This is a genomic window from Marinimicrobium sp. UBA4209, from assembly GCF_002381585.1.
Lineage (GTDB): Bacteria > Pseudomonadota > Gammaproteobacteria > Pseudomonadales > Cellvibrionaceae > Marinimicrobium > Marinimicrobium koreense.
Genome location: NZ_DFTP01000103.1, coordinates 113,031 through 130,328, shown reverse-complemented (window position 1 = coordinate 130,328; position 17,298 = coordinate 113,031). Strand labels below are relative to the sequence as shown.

The 17,298-nt window shown below is 61.1% G+C and carries 12 protein-coding genes; 5 read left to right on the top strand and 7 right to left on the bottom strand.

Annotated features, from left to right (window positions below):
* Positions 1 to 111: 111 nt before the first annotated feature.
* The 4 genes from mutL to B3187_RS15315 form a co-directional block, all read right to left on the bottom strand.
* Positions 112 to 1,983: a DNA mismatch repair endonuclease MutL gene (gene mutL / locus B3187_RS15330; protein WP_286807335.1), complete on the bottom strand. Its 1,872-nt coding sequence runs from the start codon at positions 1,981 to 1,983 to the stop codon at positions 112 to 114.
* 45 nt (positions 1,984 to 2,028) lie between these two features.
* Positions 2,029 to 3,321 carry an N-acetylmuramoyl-L-alanine amidase gene (locus tag B3187_RS15325; RefSeq protein ID WP_123638187.1) on the bottom strand — a complete coding sequence of 431 codons (1,293 nt, stop codon included), beginning with the start codon at positions 3,319 to 3,321 and terminating at the stop codon, positions 2,029 to 2,031.
* Between the two features lie 145 nt (positions 3,322 to 3,466).
* The gene (gene tsaE, locus B3187_RS15320; RefSeq protein WP_123638188.1) at positions 3,467 to 3,979 is read right to left on the bottom strand and encodes a tRNA (adenosine(37)-N6)-threonylcarbamoyltransferase complex ATPase subunit type 1 TsaE; all 513 of its coding nucleotides are present in this window, start codon (positions 3,977 to 3,979) and stop codon (positions 3,467 to 3,469) included.
* Positions 3,972 to 5,495, bottom strand: coding sequence for an NAD(P)H-hydrate dehydratase (locus B3187_RS15315; RefSeq protein WP_286807334.1), 1,524 nt, complete (start codon positions 5,493 to 5,495; stop codon positions 3,972 to 3,974). The genes tsaE and B3187_RS15315 overlap by 8 nt, the downstream gene beginning before the upstream one ends.
* 69 nt (positions 5,496 to 5,564) lie before the next feature.
* On the opposite strand from B3187_RS15315, the gene queG reads away from it, so the two are divergent.
* Both queG and gnd read left to right on the top strand, forming a co-directional pair.
* Entirely contained in the window at positions 5,565 to 6,680 is a 1,116-nt protein-coding gene (queG, locus tag B3187_RS15310) for a tRNA epoxyqueuosine(34) reductase QueG (RefSeq protein WP_286807333.1), read from the top strand.
* A gap of 195 nt (positions 6,681 to 6,875) precedes the next feature.
* Positions 6,876 to 8,327, top strand: coding sequence for a decarboxylating NADP(+)-dependent phosphogluconate dehydrogenase (gene gnd, locus B3187_RS15305; protein ID WP_123638191.1), 1,452 nt, complete (start codon positions 6,876 to 6,878; stop codon positions 8,325 to 8,327).
* A 136-nt stretch (positions 8,328 to 8,463) separates the two neighbouring features.
* Here the strand turns inward: gnd and orn are convergent, their stop codons facing one another.
* Positions 8,464 to 9,024 (bottom strand): oligoribonuclease, encoded by a 561-nt coding sequence (orn, locus tag B3187_RS15300; protein ID WP_123638192.1) that lies wholly within the window; start codon positions 9,022 to 9,024, stop codon positions 8,464 to 8,466.
* Positions 9,025 to 9,168: 144 nt separating this feature from the next.
* Here orn and rsgA point away from each other — a divergent pair, with 144 nt between their 5' ends.
* The 3 genes from rsgA (at position 9,169) to B3187_RS15285 (ending at position 12,580) form a co-directional block, all read left to right on the top strand.
* Positions 9,169 to 10,179, top strand: a complete 1,011-nt coding sequence (gene rsgA / locus B3187_RS15295; protein WP_286807332.1) for a small ribosomal subunit biogenesis GTPase RsgA — start codon at positions 9,169 to 9,171, stop codon at positions 10,177 to 10,179.
* Positions 10,180 to 10,281: 102 nt separating this feature from the next.
* Positions 10,282 to 11,091 carry a sulfurtransferase gene (locus B3187_RS15290; RefSeq protein ID WP_286807331.1) on the top strand — a complete coding sequence of 270 codons (810 nt, stop codon included), beginning with the start codon at positions 10,282 to 10,284 and terminating at the stop codon, positions 11,089 to 11,091.
* Between the two features lie 4 nt (positions 11,092 to 11,095).
* Positions 11,096 to 12,580 carry a RimK family protein gene (locus tag B3187_RS15285; protein WP_286807330.1) on the top strand — a complete coding sequence of 495 codons (1,485 nt, stop codon included), beginning with the start codon at positions 11,096 to 11,098 and terminating at the stop codon, positions 12,578 to 12,580.
* Positions 12,581 to 12,596: 16 nt separating this feature from the next.
* Here the strand turns inward: B3187_RS15285 and B3187_RS15280 are convergent, their stop codons facing one another.
* Together B3187_RS15280 and uca are read right to left on the bottom strand one after the other, a co-directional pair.
* Positions 12,597 to 12,986: a DUF3859 domain-containing protein gene (locus B3187_RS15280; protein ID WP_286807329.1), complete on the bottom strand. Its 390-nt coding sequence runs from the start codon at positions 12,984 to 12,986 to the stop codon at positions 12,597 to 12,599.
* A 528-nt stretch (positions 12,987 to 13,514) separates the two neighbouring features.
* Complete coding sequence (uca, locus tag B3187_RS15275; protein WP_286807328.1) at positions 13,515 to 17,129, bottom strand: urea carboxylase; 3,615 nt, start codon at positions 17,127 to 17,129, stop codon at positions 13,515 to 13,517.
* Positions 17,130 to 17,298 lie beyond the last annotated feature (169 nt).

Sequence of the window (17,298 nt, the reverse complement as noted above, 5' to 3'; positions counted from 1 at the left end):
GACCGTGGAGCGGGGGACCCGCGATGCGAGCCCCCAGGGATGGGTTCACGGCGTGTCCCGGAATGCCATACCCCACCCCTGACCGGACAATACTAAATCCACCCAAGCGCTCTACTGCCCACGCATAAAGAGCTTGTCGAGTTCGTCCAGGGACTGCAGCGCCCAAGTGGGGCGGCCGTGGTTGCACTGGCCGCTGCGCTCGGTGGCCTCCATATCCCGCAACAGGGCATTCATCTCCGGAACGGTCAGGCGGCGGTTGGCGCGCACCGAACCGTGACAGGCCATGGTCGAGAGCAGCTCGTTGATCCGCTGCTGAATCCGCTCACTGCTGCCGTACTCGATCAGATCCGAGAGCACATCCCGCACCAACTGCGCCACCGGGGCGCGGTTGAGCAGTGCCGGCACCTGGCGAACCAGAAGCGTCTCCGGGCCGGCGCGCTGTAACTCAAAGCCCAACTGAGTGAAGGTATCGGCGTGCTCCTCGGCACAGTCCGCCTCCTTCTGGCTCACCGCAATGCTCTCCGGCACCAGCAGCGGCTGGGTCTGCAGGCCACCTTGGCCAAACGCGGACTTCATCCGCTCGTACGTGATGCGTTCATGGGCCGCGTGCATATCGACGATGATCAGCCCCTGGGCGTTCTCCGCCAGAATATAAATGCCCTTGAGCTGGGCAATGGCATAACCCAGCGGCGGCACCTCGCCATCCTCAGACTCCGGCATCGGTGTAGGCGCCGACGGAGCCGCTGCCCCACCGTACTGGCCCTGGTAGCCGGCACCGCCATTAAACGGCTGATGCAGGCTGCCGTACTGGCGCATCTGCTCCGCGACCGCGCCCGGGGCGGGCGCACCGGGGGGCTGATACCCGCCGGCCGGGTGACTGGCGGCGGCCAGGCCCATGGGCGCCTGGCGAAACTCGCCTGCGGCGGCTCCGCTCAGGGCTGGCTCGGGCGCATCGGTCTCCGACTCCAGACGATCCCCCGGGCGGACCTGAGCCAGGGCATGATGCAGGCTGCTGAAAATGAAGTCGTGCACCCGGCGGTTGTCCCGGAAGCGCACTTCGTGCTTGGTCGGGTGGACGTTGACATCCACGGTGGACGGGTCCACTTCCAGGTACAGCACAAACGCCGGGTGGCGTCCGTGATAGAGCACGTCCTGGTAAGCCTGACGGACTGCATGCCCGACCAGCTTGTCACGAATGGCCCGACCGTTGACGTAAAAATGCTGCAGGTCCGCCTGGCTGCGATTGAAGCTCGGCTGCGCCACCCACCCCCACAGGCGCAGTCCGGAGCGCTCGATATCAATGTGCAGCGCCTGCTCCATAAACGCCGGGCCGCACACCTGAGCCACCCGGCGCTCGCGCTCAATCTGGGTGCCGGCTTCACGCCAGCTGTAAACCGCACGGTTATTGTTGCGCAAGGTGAAGGCGACATCGAACCGGGACAGGGCCTGGCGCTTGATGACATCGTCCAGATGGTTGTATTCGGTCTTTTCCGTGCGCAGGAATTTGCGCCGGGCCGGGGTATTGAAAAACAGATCCCGCACTTCCACCGTGGTGCCTTTGGGGTGGGCAGCCGGCGCCAGCTCGGCCTGCATATCCCGCCCTTCGGCGGTGACCTGCCAACCGGCGCTCTCGTCGCTGGTATTACTGGTCAGGGTCAGGCGCGCCACGGAACTGATACTGGCCAGGGCCTCACCGCGGAACCCCAGGGTGGCCACCGCCTCAAGGTCATCCAGCTCGCGAATCTTGCTGGTGGCGTGGCGACTCAGGGCCAGGGGCAGATCGGATTTGTCGATACCACCGCCGTTGTCGCGCACTCGCATCAACTTGACGCCACCGTCCTCAACGTCCACTTCAACGCGGGTCGCGCCCGCGTCCAGACTATTTTCCAGCAGCTCCTTGATCACCGATGACGGGCGCTCCACCACCTCGCCGGCGGCGATCTGGTTGGCGAGGCGCGGGTTGAGCAATTGAATTCTAGACATGCATTCTCAATAGGGTTAAAGGCTGGCGTAGGCCAGCCGCGAGCCTCAGCTCGATGGAATTTTCAGTACCTGTCCGACCTGGATCACGTGACCGTTGAGGCCGTTTTCCCGCCGGATGGCATCCACACTGACGTTGTGCTGGCGGGCAATGGCGCTCAGGGTGTCTCCGCGACTGATGGTGTACTCCCGCGCATCTCCACCGCCCTGACGGCGGCTGGCCAGATAGGTGCCGGCCGGTGGCTGGCGTTCGAAGTAACGGCGTACCCCCTGCCCGATACGGTCCGCCATCTGCTGGCGATACTGGGCCGTGGCCAGTTTGCGCGCCTCACCGGGATTGGAGATAAAACCGGTCTCCACCAGAATGGACGGCACATCGGGCGATTTGAGCACGGCGAAGCCGGCCTGCTCGACCCGGGGTTTGTGCAACCGGGAGATGCCGCCCATAGACTCAAGCACCTCCTTACCTACCGTCAGACTCGAGTTGAGCGTCGCGGTCATGGACAGGTCCACCAGTACACCGGCCAGCACTTCGTCTTTGTCTTCCAGGCTGACACTGCCCACCCCGCCAATCAGGTCGGCCTCGTTTTCGCGTTCGGCCAGAAACCGGGCGGTCTCACTGGTGGCGCCGCTGCGCGACAGGGCGAACACCGAGCTGCCATTGGCCGACGGGTGGGTAAAGGCATCGGCGTGAATCGATACAAACAGGTCCGCCTGCATCTTACGGGCGATATTGCGTCGCTCCCGCAAGGGCACATAATAGTCGCCGGTGCGCACCAGTTTGGCCTCATAGCCGGGAATCCCATTGAGCTCCCGGACCAGCCGCTTGGCGATATCAAACACCACGTTTTTCTCGTACAGTTTGCCGGGGCCAATTGCCCCCGGATCCTCGCCCCCGTGGCCGGCATCCACGGCAATCACCACGTTCCGATCGCCGCTGGTTGTGGCAGGGGTTTTATCCGCGAGCGCTTCCGCCCGACTTTTTCCCTGATCGTGCAGATCGATTACCAGCCGGTCATTGGTGCCGGCGTGGCGCTTGAGCAGGAAACTCTTGGGGCGCACGGATTCTTTCAGGTCGAACACCACCCGCAGAGTGCCATCGCTGCGATGCGCACTGCGTACCCGCCGGATCGGGGTATCGTCCAGCGCGAGATCATCCAGGCTGGCCTTGAGCCGGGTATCGGCAACGTCGACGACCACCCGGCTGGGCGAACTCAGGGAGAACAGCTTGTGGTCCACCGGGCCGCTGAGATCGAACACCAACCGCGTGTGGTCCGGTGCGCGCCACAGACGGACACTATCCACATCCGCAGCGCTGAGCGGAAATGACCCACTACCCATCAGGAGCACCACCAGGGCCCACCGAGTCGCTTGTTGTCTCCAGGCTGTTTTCAAAGCGCTTTTCCCGACACGATTGTAGATTCCATAACGGACGGTCCGTCCCTCACACTATCGATTAATGGGGTCATTGATCACCCCGCTGGCGCTAGGTTCCCGCTCCGGGCATTTCGAGACCCGAAAAGTCGGCCCAGTGCTTCAGCCACTGCTCACCGAGCGATGTTCCACCCTGCAAGCGCGCGCGCCGGCCGCTTCCATCGACCGTCACTGTAACCCGCAGATCCGGTTCCGGCAAAACCCCGGCGCCCCGCTCTGGCCACTCGATGACGCACACGTCCCCGGCCTTAAAATAATCCCGGATCCCCATATATTCCAGCTCTTCGGGATCCCCGAGGCGATAGAGGTCAAAGTGATTCAGCGTCCGCCCGCCCAACTCATAGGGCTCCACCAGGGTATAGGTGGGACTCTTAACCGCACCTGAATGCCCCAGTCCGCGCAGGAGCCCGCGGCACAGCGTGGTTTTGCCCGCGCCTAGATTGCCCTCGAGAAACACCACCAGCCCGTTCGGCCACTCACGCAGCGCCTCTGCCAGGGAGGCACCCAGATCCAGCGTGGCGCTCTCATCGGCCAGGTAAACCGAACGATGGATCGGCTCAGACATGGCCCGGCTCCGCCTGCAACAATTGGCATAGTGCAGGGATCAGATCCGTGGCCAGCAGGCTGCGCTCGCCCCAGTCACCTACCGCCAGATCCGCCGCTTCCGCGTGCAGTCCCGCACCCAATGCTGCCGCCCGATCCACACTCAACCCCTGCGCCAGAAGGCCGCCCAGGATGCCGCTCAGTACATCCCCCATACCGCCGGAGGCCATGCCGGGGTTACCGGCACTGATCACTTCGAGCGGGCCCTCGGGTGTCGCCACCAGCGATCCTGACCCCTTGAGGATGACGGCGCCGCCGAAACGCTTTTGTAAGGCGGCGACGGCCGCAAAGCGATCGCGTTGCACCTCGCTGGTGACGCTCTGCAACAAGCGCGCCGCCTCGCCGGGGTGCGGCGTCAAAACCCAGTTATCCCGAGCCTCGGCCACGGCGGGCCGCTGCGCCGCCAGCAGATTGAGGGCATCGGCATCAAGGACGAGCGGCAGACCGGATTGGAGAGCCTGCTGCAACATCTGTTCTGACCAGGGCGACTGCCCCAGGCCTGGGCCGACCACCAGCACGGTGGGTCGCGCCAACCAGGGTTCCAGTTCCTGCCCCGAAGTCACCCCGCAGACCATGATTTCCGGACAACGGGTCAGCGCCGGTGCCACATGTTCGGGACGAGTCGCCAGACTGACCAGACCGGCACCGGTTCGAGCCGCCGCCTCGGCGGCCATAATGGCCGCGCCGCCATAGCCGGTGTCACCGCCAATAATCATGACGTGGCCGAAATCGCCCTTGTGGGCATCCACAGCGCGGGCCGGCAGGGCAGCCAGCGCCTCGGCCAGCTCAAACCGGTGGCACTCACCGGGCACCTCCGCGTATACGGCCTCGGGTACCCCCAGGCCGGCAAACACCAACTCCCCGCACAGAGCGAGCCCACGCCCCGTCAGCAGGCCTCGTTTGGCGCCGATGAAGGTCACCGTCAGGGCCGCGCGCACCGCCGTTCCCATTTCCGTTCCGGTATCCGCGTTGAGCCCCGAGGGAACATCCACCGCCAGTACCGGCAAAGCGGATTGATTGATCTGCGCAATCGCCTCGGCATAGGTCGGTCGCACCTCACCGCTGATACCCGTGCCCAGCAGCGCATCGACAATAACGCCCTCCTCGGGCCCGCGTTCTGGTAGGGCATTGACGTCTACGCCTTCCTGCAACGCATAATCCCGTGCCTCGGCCGCTTCTCCGGTGAGTTTTTGCGGATCACCCACGGCGATCACCCGAACCGGAATGCGATGCTGGGCGGCCAGGCCGGCGATGACATAGCCGTCCCCGGCATTGTTTCCGCCGCCGCAGTAAACCGTGATGGCGGCGGGACCAGGAAAGCGTTGCAGCAGTTGCTCAAAGGCGGCTCGCCCGGCCCGTTTCATCAACTGAGCACCCGGAATACCACTGGCAATGGCCCGCTTATCCAGGTGCCGGGTTTGTTCAGCGGTGTACAGAGTGCGGGGAAATTCTGGCGCGTCGACCGACGTCAATTTCATAGAATCCTCAATTTGGTCGCGATATCTGGCAGAATTATACGCGAACTCACCGGAATCCCGTAACGATCTATGCCGCACTCCGTGGACTTTCAACAACTCGCCGACGACATCAAACTGTGGGGGCGGGAGCTGGGCTTTCAGCAGGTGGGCATTACCGATACCCACCTGCAGGAGAGTGAGGCGCGACTGAAGCAGTGGCTCGAGCGCGGCCACCACGGCACCATGAACTGGTTTACCGCCCACGGCGACAAACGCTCCCGGCCACCGGAGCTGCACCCCGGCACCATCCGGGTCATTTCGGTGCGGATGGATTACCTCCCGGCCGATACCGATCAGATCAAGATCCTGAAAGACCCCACCAAAGCCTACATTTCCCGCTACGCGCTGGGTCGGGATTACCACAAACTGATTCGCAAACGCCTGGCGACCCTGGCCAAGAAAATCGAGGCCGCCCTTCCCCCGGAACTGATAGAAGGCCAGCAGCGGCCCTTTGTGGACAGCGCCCCGGTGATGGAGAAACCCTTGGCGGACAAAGCCGGGCTGGGTTGGACGGGAAAGCACACCCTGATCCTGAACAGCGAGGCGGGCAGCTGGTTTTTCCTCGGAGAACTATTCACCTACCTGCCACTGCCGGTGGATCGATCCGAGCAACCCAACCAGTGCGGCACCTGCAGCGCCTGCCTGCAGGTGTGCCCCACCGACGCCTTCCCCGAGCCCTACACCCTGGACGCCCGCCGCTGCATTTCGTACCTCACCATTGAACAGAAGGGACCGATTCCCGAGGAATTTCGCGAGCCCATGGGCAACCGGGTGTTCGGCTGTGATGACTGTCAGGCGGTGTGCCCCTGGAACCGCTATGCCCAGCACACCCGGGAACGGGATTTCTCCCCCCGGCACGATCTGGACCGGCAGGACCTGTTGACGCTGTTTCAGTGGACCGAAGCGGAGTTTCTGACCCGCACAGAGGGCTCGGCCATCCGCCGAACAGGCTACGAGGGCTGGCTGCGCAACCTGGCGGTAGGCCTGGGCAATGCGCCCTCCGATCCGGGCATCATCGCGGCGCTAGAAGCCAAGCGGCCCCTGGCCAGCCCGATGGTCCAGGAGCATATTGACTGGGCCCTTCAGCAGCAGGCTCGACCCAACCGCCGCCGCAAGCGGAAAATTCGCCGAAAGCGCGAATCATAGGTAAAAACAGCGTTATAACAGGGATTTAGATTATAACTATTAGCGCTATTGGCCCGATCACCCTGTTAATTTGAGTGATAAACGTGAATAATACGCACCCTTTTTTGAAAACATTGACGATAAAGCGCGTACCGACGTCCGGGCGCCAATAATGACCATCACCCACATCAACCCGAGAGACAGGTAGCAGACTCTATGAAAGAGAAATCCGATATCGGCCTGGTTGGCCTCGCCGTGATGGGCGAGAACCTGATTCTGAACATGGCCAGCAAAGGCTATACCGTGACCGCGTACAACCGCTCCACCGATAAGGTGGAAAAGTTCGTCAATGGGCGCGCCAAAGGCAAAACCATTCGCGGCGCCTCCTCGGTTGAAGAGCTGGTGCAGTCCCTGGCCAAGCCGCGCAAAATCATGTTGATGGTCAAGGCCGGACAGGCGGTAGACGACTTTATCGAGCAGTTGATCCCGCACCTGGACAAGGGCGACATCATCATCGACGGCGGCAACACGCACTACCCCGACACCAACCGTCGCACCGAATACCTGGAAAGCAAAGGCCTGCTGTTTATCGGCACCGGCGTTTCCGGTGGCGAAGAGGGTGCCCTGACCGGCCCGTCCATCATGCCCGGTGGTTCTCCGGCGGCCTGGGAGCACGTCAAGCCCATCTTCCAGGACATCGCCGCCAAAGTGGACGATGGCAGCCCCTGCTGCGACTGGGTTGGCGAAGCCGGCGCCGGCCACTTTGTGAAAATGGTCCACAACGGCATCGAATACGGTGACATGCAGCTGATCTGCGAAGCCTATCAGTTAATGAAAGACCTGGTGGGCATGACCCACGATGAAATGCACGAAGTGTTCGCCGAGTGGAACGAAGGTGAGCTGAACAGCTACCTGGTAGAAATTACCCGCGACATCCTCGCCTATAAAGAAGACGGCGAGCCGCTGGTTGAAAAGATTCTGGACAAAGCCGGCCAGAAAGGCACCGGCAAGTGGACCGGCATCATCGCCCTGGACATGGGTATTCCCCTGACCCTGATCGGTGAAGCGGTCTTTGCCCGTTGCCTGTCCGCCCAGAAAGACGAGCGCGTGGAAGCGTCCAAAGTACTGAATGGTCCGAAAGTGAAGTTCGAGGGCGACAAGAAAGCCTTTGTGGACGACCTGCGTCAGGCACTGCTGGCGGCCAAGATGATTTCCTACGCCCAGGGTTACGCCCTGATGCGCGAAGCGGCGAAGGAATTCGGCTGGCATCTGAACTACGGTGGCATCGCCCTGATGTGGCGCGGTGGCTGCATCATCCGCTCCGGATTCCTGGACAACATCAAGCACGCCTTCGACAAGAATGGCGATCTGAAGAACCTGCTGATGGATGACTACTTCAACGGTAAAATTGATGCCGCTCAGGACGGCTGGCGCCGCGTGGCCGCTACCGCGATCACCAGCGGTATTCCGGCCCCGGCCATTACCGCCGCCCTGAACTACTTCGACGGCTACCGCTGTGAGCGTCTGCCAGCAAACCTGCTTCAGGCCCAGCGGGACTACTTCGGTGCCCACACCTACGAGCGGGTCGACAAGCCCCGGGGTGAGCACTTCCACACCAACTGGACCGGACGTGGTGGGGATACGGCGTCTTCCACCTATAACGTTTAAGTCCCGTTTGGGTTACGGCGGATGCGGCCTTTGGCCTTATCCGCCCTACACGACCCTCTAAGCTATGCGTAGGGCGGGTAAGCGCGAAGCGCGCACCCGCCGTTACCGCACTTCATTCCACCACTCAACTCAACCCTCACTCCATCCGAAAAAACGTCTCCCGGTAATGCTTTAATTCCTCAATCGAGTCCTTGATATCGTCCAGGGCCAGATGTGCCCCACTCTTCTTGACCCCCTCGGCCACCTCCGGCCGCCAGCGCCGGGCCAGCTCCTTCACCGTCGACACATCCAGATTCCGGTAGTGAAAATAACGCTCCAGCCTGGGCATACCGCGCACCAGAAAGCGCCGGTCCTGGCAGATGGAATTACCGCACATGGGCGACTTGCCCGCCGGTACCCATTGCTCCAGAAAGGCGATGGTCTGGGCCTGGGCCTCTTCCAGAGAAATGTTGCTGTCTTTCACCCGCTGGGTCAGGCCGGACTGGCCGTGCTGCCTGGTGTTCCAGTCGTCCATGGCCGCCAGTGCCGAATCCGGCTGGTGAATGGCGTACACCGGCCCCTCGGCCAGTACATTCAGATGGGCATCGGTCACAATGGTCGCAATTTCGATGATCACATCCGAATCCGGGTCCAGCCCGGTCATCTCCAGATCGATCCAGATCAGGTTGTTTTCATTGGGTGTGGCAGCATTTGACATACAATCGGTTCCTAGAGCGTGTTTGACGCGAGACTTTATCCAGACAGATAGGGCACAATGCCCGTAATCGCCACCAAGATTAACCCGCAGGCCCGCCGGGAACAACCGGCCGCCTCATTACCGCGCGGAGAACACACGCCCTGCATGAGTAAACGCAAACTGACCCGTCGCCAGAACTGGCGCATCCAGAAGATCCAGGAAGAACGCCAGGCCCGTGCCCAACGCAAACAGTCGGGCCCCATGGAGGATCTGGATGAAAACGCCCTGGGGGCGGAACAGGAAGGGTTGGTGGTGACTCACTTCGGTACTCTGGTGCTGGTGGAGGCCAACGGCGAGCGCAAACGCTGCCACTTTCGCAGCAACCTGGGCTCTCTGGTGACGGGCGACCAGGTCGTCTGGCGCGACGGTTCACCCTACGGTGTGGTGGAAGCGGTCATGCCGCGACGCTCCGAGCTGTGCCGCCCGGATCCCTACGGTGACCTGAAAACCGTCGCCGCCAATATAGACCGGGCGCTGATCGTGATTGCACCCTACCCCGAGCCCCACTTCAGTCTTGTGGATCGCTACCTGGTGGCCGCCGAAGCCAGCGATATCACCCCGGCGCTGGTGATCAACAAGTGCGATGCGATTGATGCCCGTATTGTCGACAAGATCAAACGGATGGAATCCCTCTATCGCAGCCTGGGGTATTGGGTCGTGCGAGTCTCCGCCGAGACCGGCGAGGGTATGGACGCGCTGGCCGACTACCTCAAGGACTTCACCAGCGTATTTGTCGGCCAGTCCGGGGTTGGCAAGTCTTCACTGACCAACTACCTGTTGCCGGACGCCGACCTGCGTGTGGGCGAACTCTCCGAGCGTCAGACCGGCAGTCACACCACCACCAATGCCGAGCTGTTCCATTTTCCCGGGGGCGGCCAGTTGATTGATTCCCCGGGGGTGCGGGAGTTCGGGCTCTGGCACATGAGTCGAGATCAGGTACTGGAGAACTTCATCGAGTTTCGTCCTCATCTGGGGCACTGCAAATTCCGCGACTGCGCCCATCAGGGCGAGCCGGGCTGCGCCCTGGAGAAAGCCCTTGAATCCGGCGAGATCAGCCCTCAACGAATGAGTAGTTGTGAACAGATTCTCGACAGTTTGAACTCACCACGCGGCTGAATGCGACAAAGTCCGCATTTTACTATTGAGTCCCGCGTATTCGGCGTTATGCTAACTGAAGACCATGCAGTAACCCGATGCAGTAACCAAAGGAATTTCACTATGGCCGACCTGCCACTGATCATCGAACCCGCTGACCTCGCTCAGCTGCTGAAACAACCGCCGGAAAACCTGCGCATTGTGGATCTGTGCAGCGAACCGAGCTATCAGCACGGTCACGTCGAAGGGGCCCTGCACATTCCACCGCAAATGCTGTTGAGCAATATCCCGCCCGCCCCGGGGCGCATCGCCAGCGTGGAGCAGCTCAATCGGCTGTTTTCCTACCTGGGTCTGACCCCCGATACGCACTTTGTCGTCTACGACGATGAAGGCGGCGGTTGGGCCGGACGCTTTATCTGGACCCTGGACGCCATCGGGCACAAGCATTACTCCTATCTCAATGGAGGGCTGCAGGCCTGGAAGAGCGATGAGCTGCCCCTGAGCCGGGAGATTCCGCAACCGCCCTTTACCGAAGCCCACGTCAGTCTCGACCCGAGCGTTGTGGTGGAAATTCCGGATATCCTCGAGGCGCTGGAAGATCCAAATTTTGTCGTCTGGGATGCCCGGGGACCGTCTGAATACCGGGGCGAAAAAGTGCTCGCCCAAAAGGGGGGGCATATCCCCGGCGCCGTGAATGTGGAGTGGACTCAGTTGATGGACCATCGCAACGGCCTGCGTATCCGCCCCGACGCCGAAGCCTTTCTGGCCGAACAGGGGCTGACCAAAGACAAACGCATTGTCACCCACTGCCAGAGCCATCATCGCTCGGGCTTTACTTATCTGGTCGGCAAGTCGCTCGGCTTTGACATCAAGGGCTATCACGGCTCCTGGTCCGAGTGGGGCAACCATCCCGACACCCCTGTGGAAATCTGATTGAATGTCACGACTGCTCATTGTTGTTGAGTCCGCCCAGGACTGGGCACCCTACTTCCCCAGTGAGCAGGTAATCACCTTTGATGATTACCTGCAGCTGCCGCCGGCGAAAACCAATCGCACCCGGGTCATCAACCTGTGTCGCAAATTCAGCTACCTGAGCAAAGGTTACTACTGCTCGCTGCTGGCGGAAGCCCGGGGGCACTCGGTGATTCCGTCGGTGAAAACCCTGAACGATCTGCGCAATCACAGCAGTTTTTCAGTGATTGCCGAGCAGCTCCACAGCCAGGCCGACAAGTTTCTCACCAAGCTGGCCAATCGCGAGACGAGTACCTTCGAGTTCTGGGTGTTCTTCGGAGAAAGCAGCGTGCCGGAACTGAAAAAGCTTGCCCGGGAACTGTTTGAGCAACAGCCCTGCCCGATTCTCAAGGTCGAACTGAACTGGCGCGGCGGTTGGCGCATCAACAGCCTCAAGGTGGCGCCGGTGCATACCCTGACCGAGCCGGAGCAGGAAGCCTTTGCCAACGCCCTGGATCGTTTCAGTGCGCAACTGTGGCGCAAACCCAAAGCCCAGAAGGTCAGCCGTTACGAAATGGCCATTCTGGTCAACCCGGATGAGAAGCTGCCTCCCAGCGACGACAAAGCGCTGAAGAAATTTGTGAAAGCGGGTAACCGGCTGGGCATCAATGTCGACTTCATCGGCCGCAAGGACATCCGCAAGCTACCCGAATACGACATGCTGTTTATTCGGGAAACCACCAATATTGACCACCACACCTTTCAGTTCGCCTGCCGGGCCGAGGCCGAGGGGCTCGCGGTGATTGACGATCCGCAGTCCATCATCCGTTGTACCAACAAGGTGTACCTGGCCGATCTGTTCAACGCCCGCAAGGTGGATACCCCCACCACCCGGCTGATTTCCACCCGCTCCAAAGCCGCGCTCGATAAAGTCGCCGCCGAGCTGGGCTTCCCCATGATCGTCAAAATCCCGGACGGGTCATTCTCCCGGGGCATGGTCAAGGTGGAAGACCGGGAAGGATTGGACCGGGCCGTTACCGAGCTGTTGAAACAGTCCGCCCTGCTGCTCGCCCAGGAGTTCATGTACACCGATTATGACTGGCGCGTTGGCGTTCTGAACGGCAAGCCGCTGTACGCCTGTAAATACTACATGGCCGGCGGTCACTGGCAGATTTACGATCACAACAACACCGTAGATCCCTCCGGGGGCTATCAGACCATGCCGACCTATGAGGTGCCGCGCAAAGTCATCGACACCGCGATCAAGGCGGCGGGACTGATCGGCAAGGGACTCTACGGCGTGGATCTGAAGCAGAGCGGCAAGCGGGTGGTGGTGATTGAGGTGAACGACAACCCGAGTATCGATGCCGGGGTGGAGGATGAATTTATCGGCGATGAACTCTACAACCTGATCATGCAGGAGTTCATCAATCGGGTGCAGACCATCCGCCGCTTGCGCGAGGCGCTGTAAGCGCCCCTGGTCAACGTTAAGGCAGCATGAGGGTCAGGGTCTCGTCGGCGATCAGTTGGCCGTCAATGGCCAGGGTAATGCGCCAGGGACCCTGCTTGTTCTCTACCGGCTTCCAGATGGTATCGCCGATAAAGAAATCCCAGTCGTTCTGTTTGATATACACCTCACCGTCGAAGGGTGGCAGGGGGTTGCCGTCTTCATCGGGAATATTCGGGTGGTAGATGCAATACTGCAGCTTGCGGTTTTTGGCTTTTTTGATATTGACGATGTAGCCGAATTCGATATCCAGCTCGCAGGGGATGTCCCGCGTCATTTTGATCAGCTGCGGCAGCTCCTTGGAGTTGGGATCCAGCGGGGTATAGACGCCCCAACTGCGCAGTTTGACTTCCGGTTTTTTCTTGGCCATGGCACCCGAGTAATGGTTGGTTCAAAACCCGAATTGTACCATGGGTGGTTTCAGGGTTTTCGGTTCGTTATTGGGCCTCTGTATCATCACGCCCGGTCAGGTGAGGGGAAGCCCTTCCAAGACACGCCGTAAATACGGTCCCCTTCGCGCTCCCGGCGCTTCGGGACACTTCCCACATCCATGTGGGGCGTCCATGTAGGCTCGAATCGCGGGTCCCCCGCTCCACGGTCTTGGAAGGGCTTCCCCTCACCTGACCTCATCAGGAGAACGACCTTGGGCAAAGGTACCGTAGGGAGGAGTAAGACAACGGCGGATGCGCTGCGCTTATCCGCCCTACGCAACCTGCACTGCTATCCGTAGGGCGGATAAGGTCGAAGACCGCATCCGCCGTTACCCAAGTTGTCGCAGCCAATAGGTGCTAGCTCCCGAAACGATACGCTGCTGCCGCGGAGGCTGGGTATACCCAGGCGGAGCACTCCGGTACGAAGCGCTTGCCCAAAACACCCTCCGACCATTCAGCTCTGCCTTTTAGGAGAGAACCAACAACCGATCCCCCGCATTGACTGATTGACCTTCGGCGCGGGAGAGAGAATCCACAACCCCCGCCTCCGGCGCTACCACCTCAATCTCCATTTTCATCGACTCGAGAATGCACACCACATCTCCGGCCTTCACCTTATCGCCGGGTTTGACCATGAACTGCCAGATATTCCCGGCCACATGACTTTCCACCGCCGTGGCGCCCTCGGGCAACGCGTCCACCTGTTCTTCGGCCGCCTCCTGACCACTGGTGTCGAAATTCATCTGACCGTTATCGATCCAGCGCTGAAGCTCCTCGTTGAACGCACCATTGCGCTTCTTGACGAAGGCATCAATCTCCGACTGGTGCTGCTCGATGAATGCCTCGTAGTCGCTCAGCTTGAAAGTGGTTTCTTCAATGCGCAGCGGGTATTGGCCCTTCGGGAAGTCCCTGCGAATCTGTTGCAGCTCTTCATGGCTGACTTCATAGAAGCGAATCTGGTCGAAGAAGCGCAGCAGCCAGGGGTTGGTGAACTCCCGGGTTTTTCGGTAGCGGTTCCACATCTGCAGCGTGCGGCCGACGAACTGATAACCGCCCGGCCCTTCCATGCCGTAAACGCACAGGTAGGATCCGCCGATGCCCACCGAGTTTTCTGCGGTCCAGGTGCGCGCGGGGTTGTACTTGGTGGTCACCAAACGGTGCCGTGGGTCCAGGGGTGTGGCCACGGGCGCGCCCAAATAGACATCACCCAGCCCCATGACCACATAGCTGGCCTCGAACAGAATCTTCTTCACTTCATCGATGGAGTCCAGACCGTTGATGCGCCGGATAAACTCAATGTTGTCCGGGCACCAGGGGGCGTCCTTGCGCACCGACTGCATGTACTTTTCCGCTGCCTGACGACAGGCCGGGTCATCCCAGCTCAGGGGCAGATGAACAATGCGCGAGGGCACTTCCAGCTCGTCGATGTTCTGTAACTTGTGTTCGGCTTTTTCCAGCAGGTCGAGCAGCCGGTCTGTCGACAACTGCTGGCTTTCATAGTGGATCTGCAAAGAGCGGATGCCCGGAGTCATTTCCATAATGCCGTCAACGCCCTGCTCCTGCAGAAAGAGCATCAATGCGTGCGCCCGGAAGCGCAGACGGATATCCAGCTGCAGAGGCCCGTATTCCACCAGCAGATATTTGTCGCCGGACGGTCGATAGACCACCGGCACGCCGGTCTCGTCACCGGAGAGGGTTTTGAGCACCGGAGTCCGGGCAATCAGCTCGCCGATGGCCAAAGGCTGCGCCGGTTCACTCTCGGTCGAGTCCAGTTGCGCCAGTTGGGTCTGTTGTTCCCGCTCCAGGCGATTGGCATCGGCCAGACTCACCGGGACGAACTGCAATTTGTCTCCCGCTTTCAGCTGACCGAGTTTCCACAGGTCGGCCGCGATCACGGTCACCGGGCAGACAAAGCCACCCAGGGACGGACCATCGGGGCCCAGGATCACCGGCATGTCCCCGGTAAAATCCACCGTGCCGATGGCGTAGGCGTTGTCGTGAATATTGGACGGGTGGAGCCCGGCTTCACCGCCGTCGGAGCGGGCCCACTCGGGTTTGGGACCGATCAGGCGGATGCCCGTGCGACTGGAGTTGTAATGCACTTCCCAGCGATGCTGGAAAAAGGTGCGCATATCCTGTTCGGTAAAGAAATCCGGGGCGCCGTGAGGCCCGTAGATGACCCGCAACTGCCAGTTGCCGTCAATATCCGGGCGCAGGGCCTCCGGTGCCCTGGAGCTCTGCTCCGACAGTGGTTGTTCCACCAGATGCAATACATCACCGGTGCGCAACGCCCGTCCGGCAAATCCGCCAAACTGCCCGAGGGTAAAGGTGGACTTCGACCCCAGGTAATCCGCACACTGAATGCCTCCGGCCACCATCAGATAAGCGCGCGCGCCGCTGGCTACGACTTTTCCGATGGTCAATACCTGCCCCGGCTCGGCGCGCACCACCTGGCAAAACAGAACCGGTTGATCGTCCAGGGTCGCGTGCAAGGCCGCACCTGCGAGAACAAAATCCGTGGCGGTATTGAACTTCAGAGTCGGGCCGTTGAGGGTAATCTCCAGGCCGGCGGTGCCTTCGGGGTTACCCAGCAGACGGTTACCCAGGCGCAGTGAATAATTGTCGAAAGGACCCGAGGGCGGCACCCCGATATCCCAGTAGCCGACCCGTCCTGGAAAATCCTGCACAGTGGTCATGGTGCCCGGTGCCAGTACGTCCATCGTGTGCGGCTGATACGCCAGATCATTCAGAAACCGGGTGTGCACTTCACCGGCGTGGAACTCGGGCGTCGCGATAATACGGCGCACGTAATCGCCATTGGTTTCGATGCCCTCCAGGGTGGTTTGGGCCAATACCTGGTCCAGCGCATCGATGGCCCGGGCGCGATCGTCCTGCCAGACGATCACCTTGGCGAGCATGGGGTCGAAGTACGGCGAAACCGTCAGGCCGGCTTCCACCCAGGTATCGATCCGCAGCGCCTGGCCATCCGCCGGGGGAAAGTCCACGGCGCTCAGCAAGCCCGCGCTGGGCTGGAAATTTTTGTTGGCGTCTTCGGCGTAGAGGCGCGCCTGCAGCGCATGCCCCCGGGGCTTCAGCGAGGCTCCCAGTGGCTTGATATCCCCCAGCTCTCCGGCGGCCTGGCGCAGCATCCAGGCCACCAGGTCCACGTCATAGACCTGCTCGGTCACGCCGTGCTCTACCTGCAGGCGAGTGTTCACTTCCAGAAAGTAGAAGGTGTTTTCACCGGCGTCGTAAATGAACTCCACGGTGCCCGCGTTGCGGTAGTGCACGGCTTCGGCCAGGCGCACGGCGGTGTCGTGCAGCTGTTTGCGCACGGTGTCGGGAATGTTCGGCGCGGGGCACTCTTCGACCACTTTCTGGTTGCGGCGCTGGGAAGAGCAGTCTCGTTCGCCCAGGGCGACGGCGTTACCTTGACCGTCGCCAAATACCTGCACTTCGATATGGCGGGCGGTTTCAATGTATTTTTCGACAAACAGACCATCGTTGGAGAAGTTGTTGGCGCTCAGGCGTTTGACGCTGTCGAAGGCTTTGCGCAGCTCGGCTTCGCTGTAGCAGGTCTGCATTCCGATGCCGCCACCGCCGGCGGTACTTTTCAGGATGACCGGGTAGCCGATGTGCTCCGCCGAGGTGACGGCTTCTTCCAGGTCTTTGAGCAGGCCGGTGCCCGGTAGCAGGGGAACCTTGTTTTCTTCGGCCAGGGCGCGGGCGGTGTGTTTAAGGCCGAAGGCGTTCATCTGTTCGGGGGTGGGCCCGACGAAGGCGACACCGCGCTGTTCGCAGGCGCGGACGAAGTCGGGGTTTTCGCTCAGGAAGCCGTAGCCGGGGTGTACGGCCTGGGCGCCACTCTGCTCGATGACGGCGAAGAGTTTTTCCTGGTTGAGGTAGGTCTCGGTGGCGGCGCCTTCGCCTAACGAGTAGGCGTCGTCTGCCAGGGTGACGTGGAGTGAGTCGGCGTCGGCTTCGGCGTAGACGGCGACGGAGCCGATGCCGAGTTCTTTGAGGGTGCGGATGATGCGCACGGCGATGGCGCCGCGATTGGCGATCAGGACTTTGTTGAACATCGCATGGTCTCTCGATGTCGGTGCGGGTCGTCCCGCTGGATTCGTTGCCCTACCGGGTCGTCCCGATGAGGCTATATACAGGTCTGGAGGCTTTCAGTTGAGTCCGGTCTGGAGCGGGTACAACGATTCAAGACACGCCGTAAATACATGATGTGCATGGATGCACGAA

Excerpts from the sequence above, each read along its gene's own strand:
- queG (WP_286807333.1), top strand. The coding sequence starts at position 5,565 with ATGCCGCACTCCGTGGACTTTCAACAACTCGCCGACGACATCAAACTG.
- B3187_RS15315 (WP_286807334.1), bottom strand. The coding sequence starts at position 5,495 with ATGAAATTGACGTCGGTCGACGCGCCAGAATTTCCCCGCACTCTGTAC.
- gnd (WP_123638191.1), top strand. The coding sequence starts at position 6,876 with ATGAAAGAGAAATCCGATATCGGCCTGGTTGGCCTCGCCGTGATGGGC.
- tsaE (WP_123638188.1), bottom strand. The coding sequence starts at position 3,979 with ATGTCTGAGCCGATCCATCGTTCGGTTTACCTGGCCGATGAGAGCGCC.
- B3187_RS15325 (WP_123638187.1), bottom strand. The coding sequence starts at position 3,321 with ATGGGTAGTGGGTCATTTCCGCTCAGCGCTGCGGATGTGGATAGTGTC.
- B3187_RS15290 (WP_286807331.1), top strand. The coding sequence starts at position 10,282 with ATGGCCGACCTGCCACTGATCATCGAACCCGCTGACCTCGCTCAGCTG.
- B3187_RS15285 (WP_286807330.1), top strand. The coding sequence starts at position 11,096 with ATGTCACGACTGCTCATTGTTGTTGAGTCCGCCCAGGACTGGGCACCC.
- B3187_RS15280 (WP_286807329.1), bottom strand. The coding sequence starts at position 12,986 with ATGGCCAAGAAAAAACCGGAAGTCAAACTGCGCAGTTGGGGCGTCTAT.
- rsgA (WP_286807332.1), top strand. The coding sequence starts at position 9,169 with ATGAGTAAACGCAAACTGACCCGTCGCCAGAACTGGCGCATCCAGAAG.
- mutL (WP_286807335.1), bottom strand. The coding sequence starts at position 1,983 with ATGTCTAGAATTCAATTGCTCAACCCGCGCCTCGCCAACCAGATCGCC.
- orn (WP_123638192.1), bottom strand. The coding sequence starts at position 9,024 with ATGTCAAATGCTGCCACACCCAATGAAAACAACCTGATCTGGATCGAT.
- uca (WP_286807328.1), bottom strand. The coding sequence starts at position 17,129 with ATGTTCAACAAAGTCCTGATCGCCAATCGCGGCGCCATCGCCGTGCGC.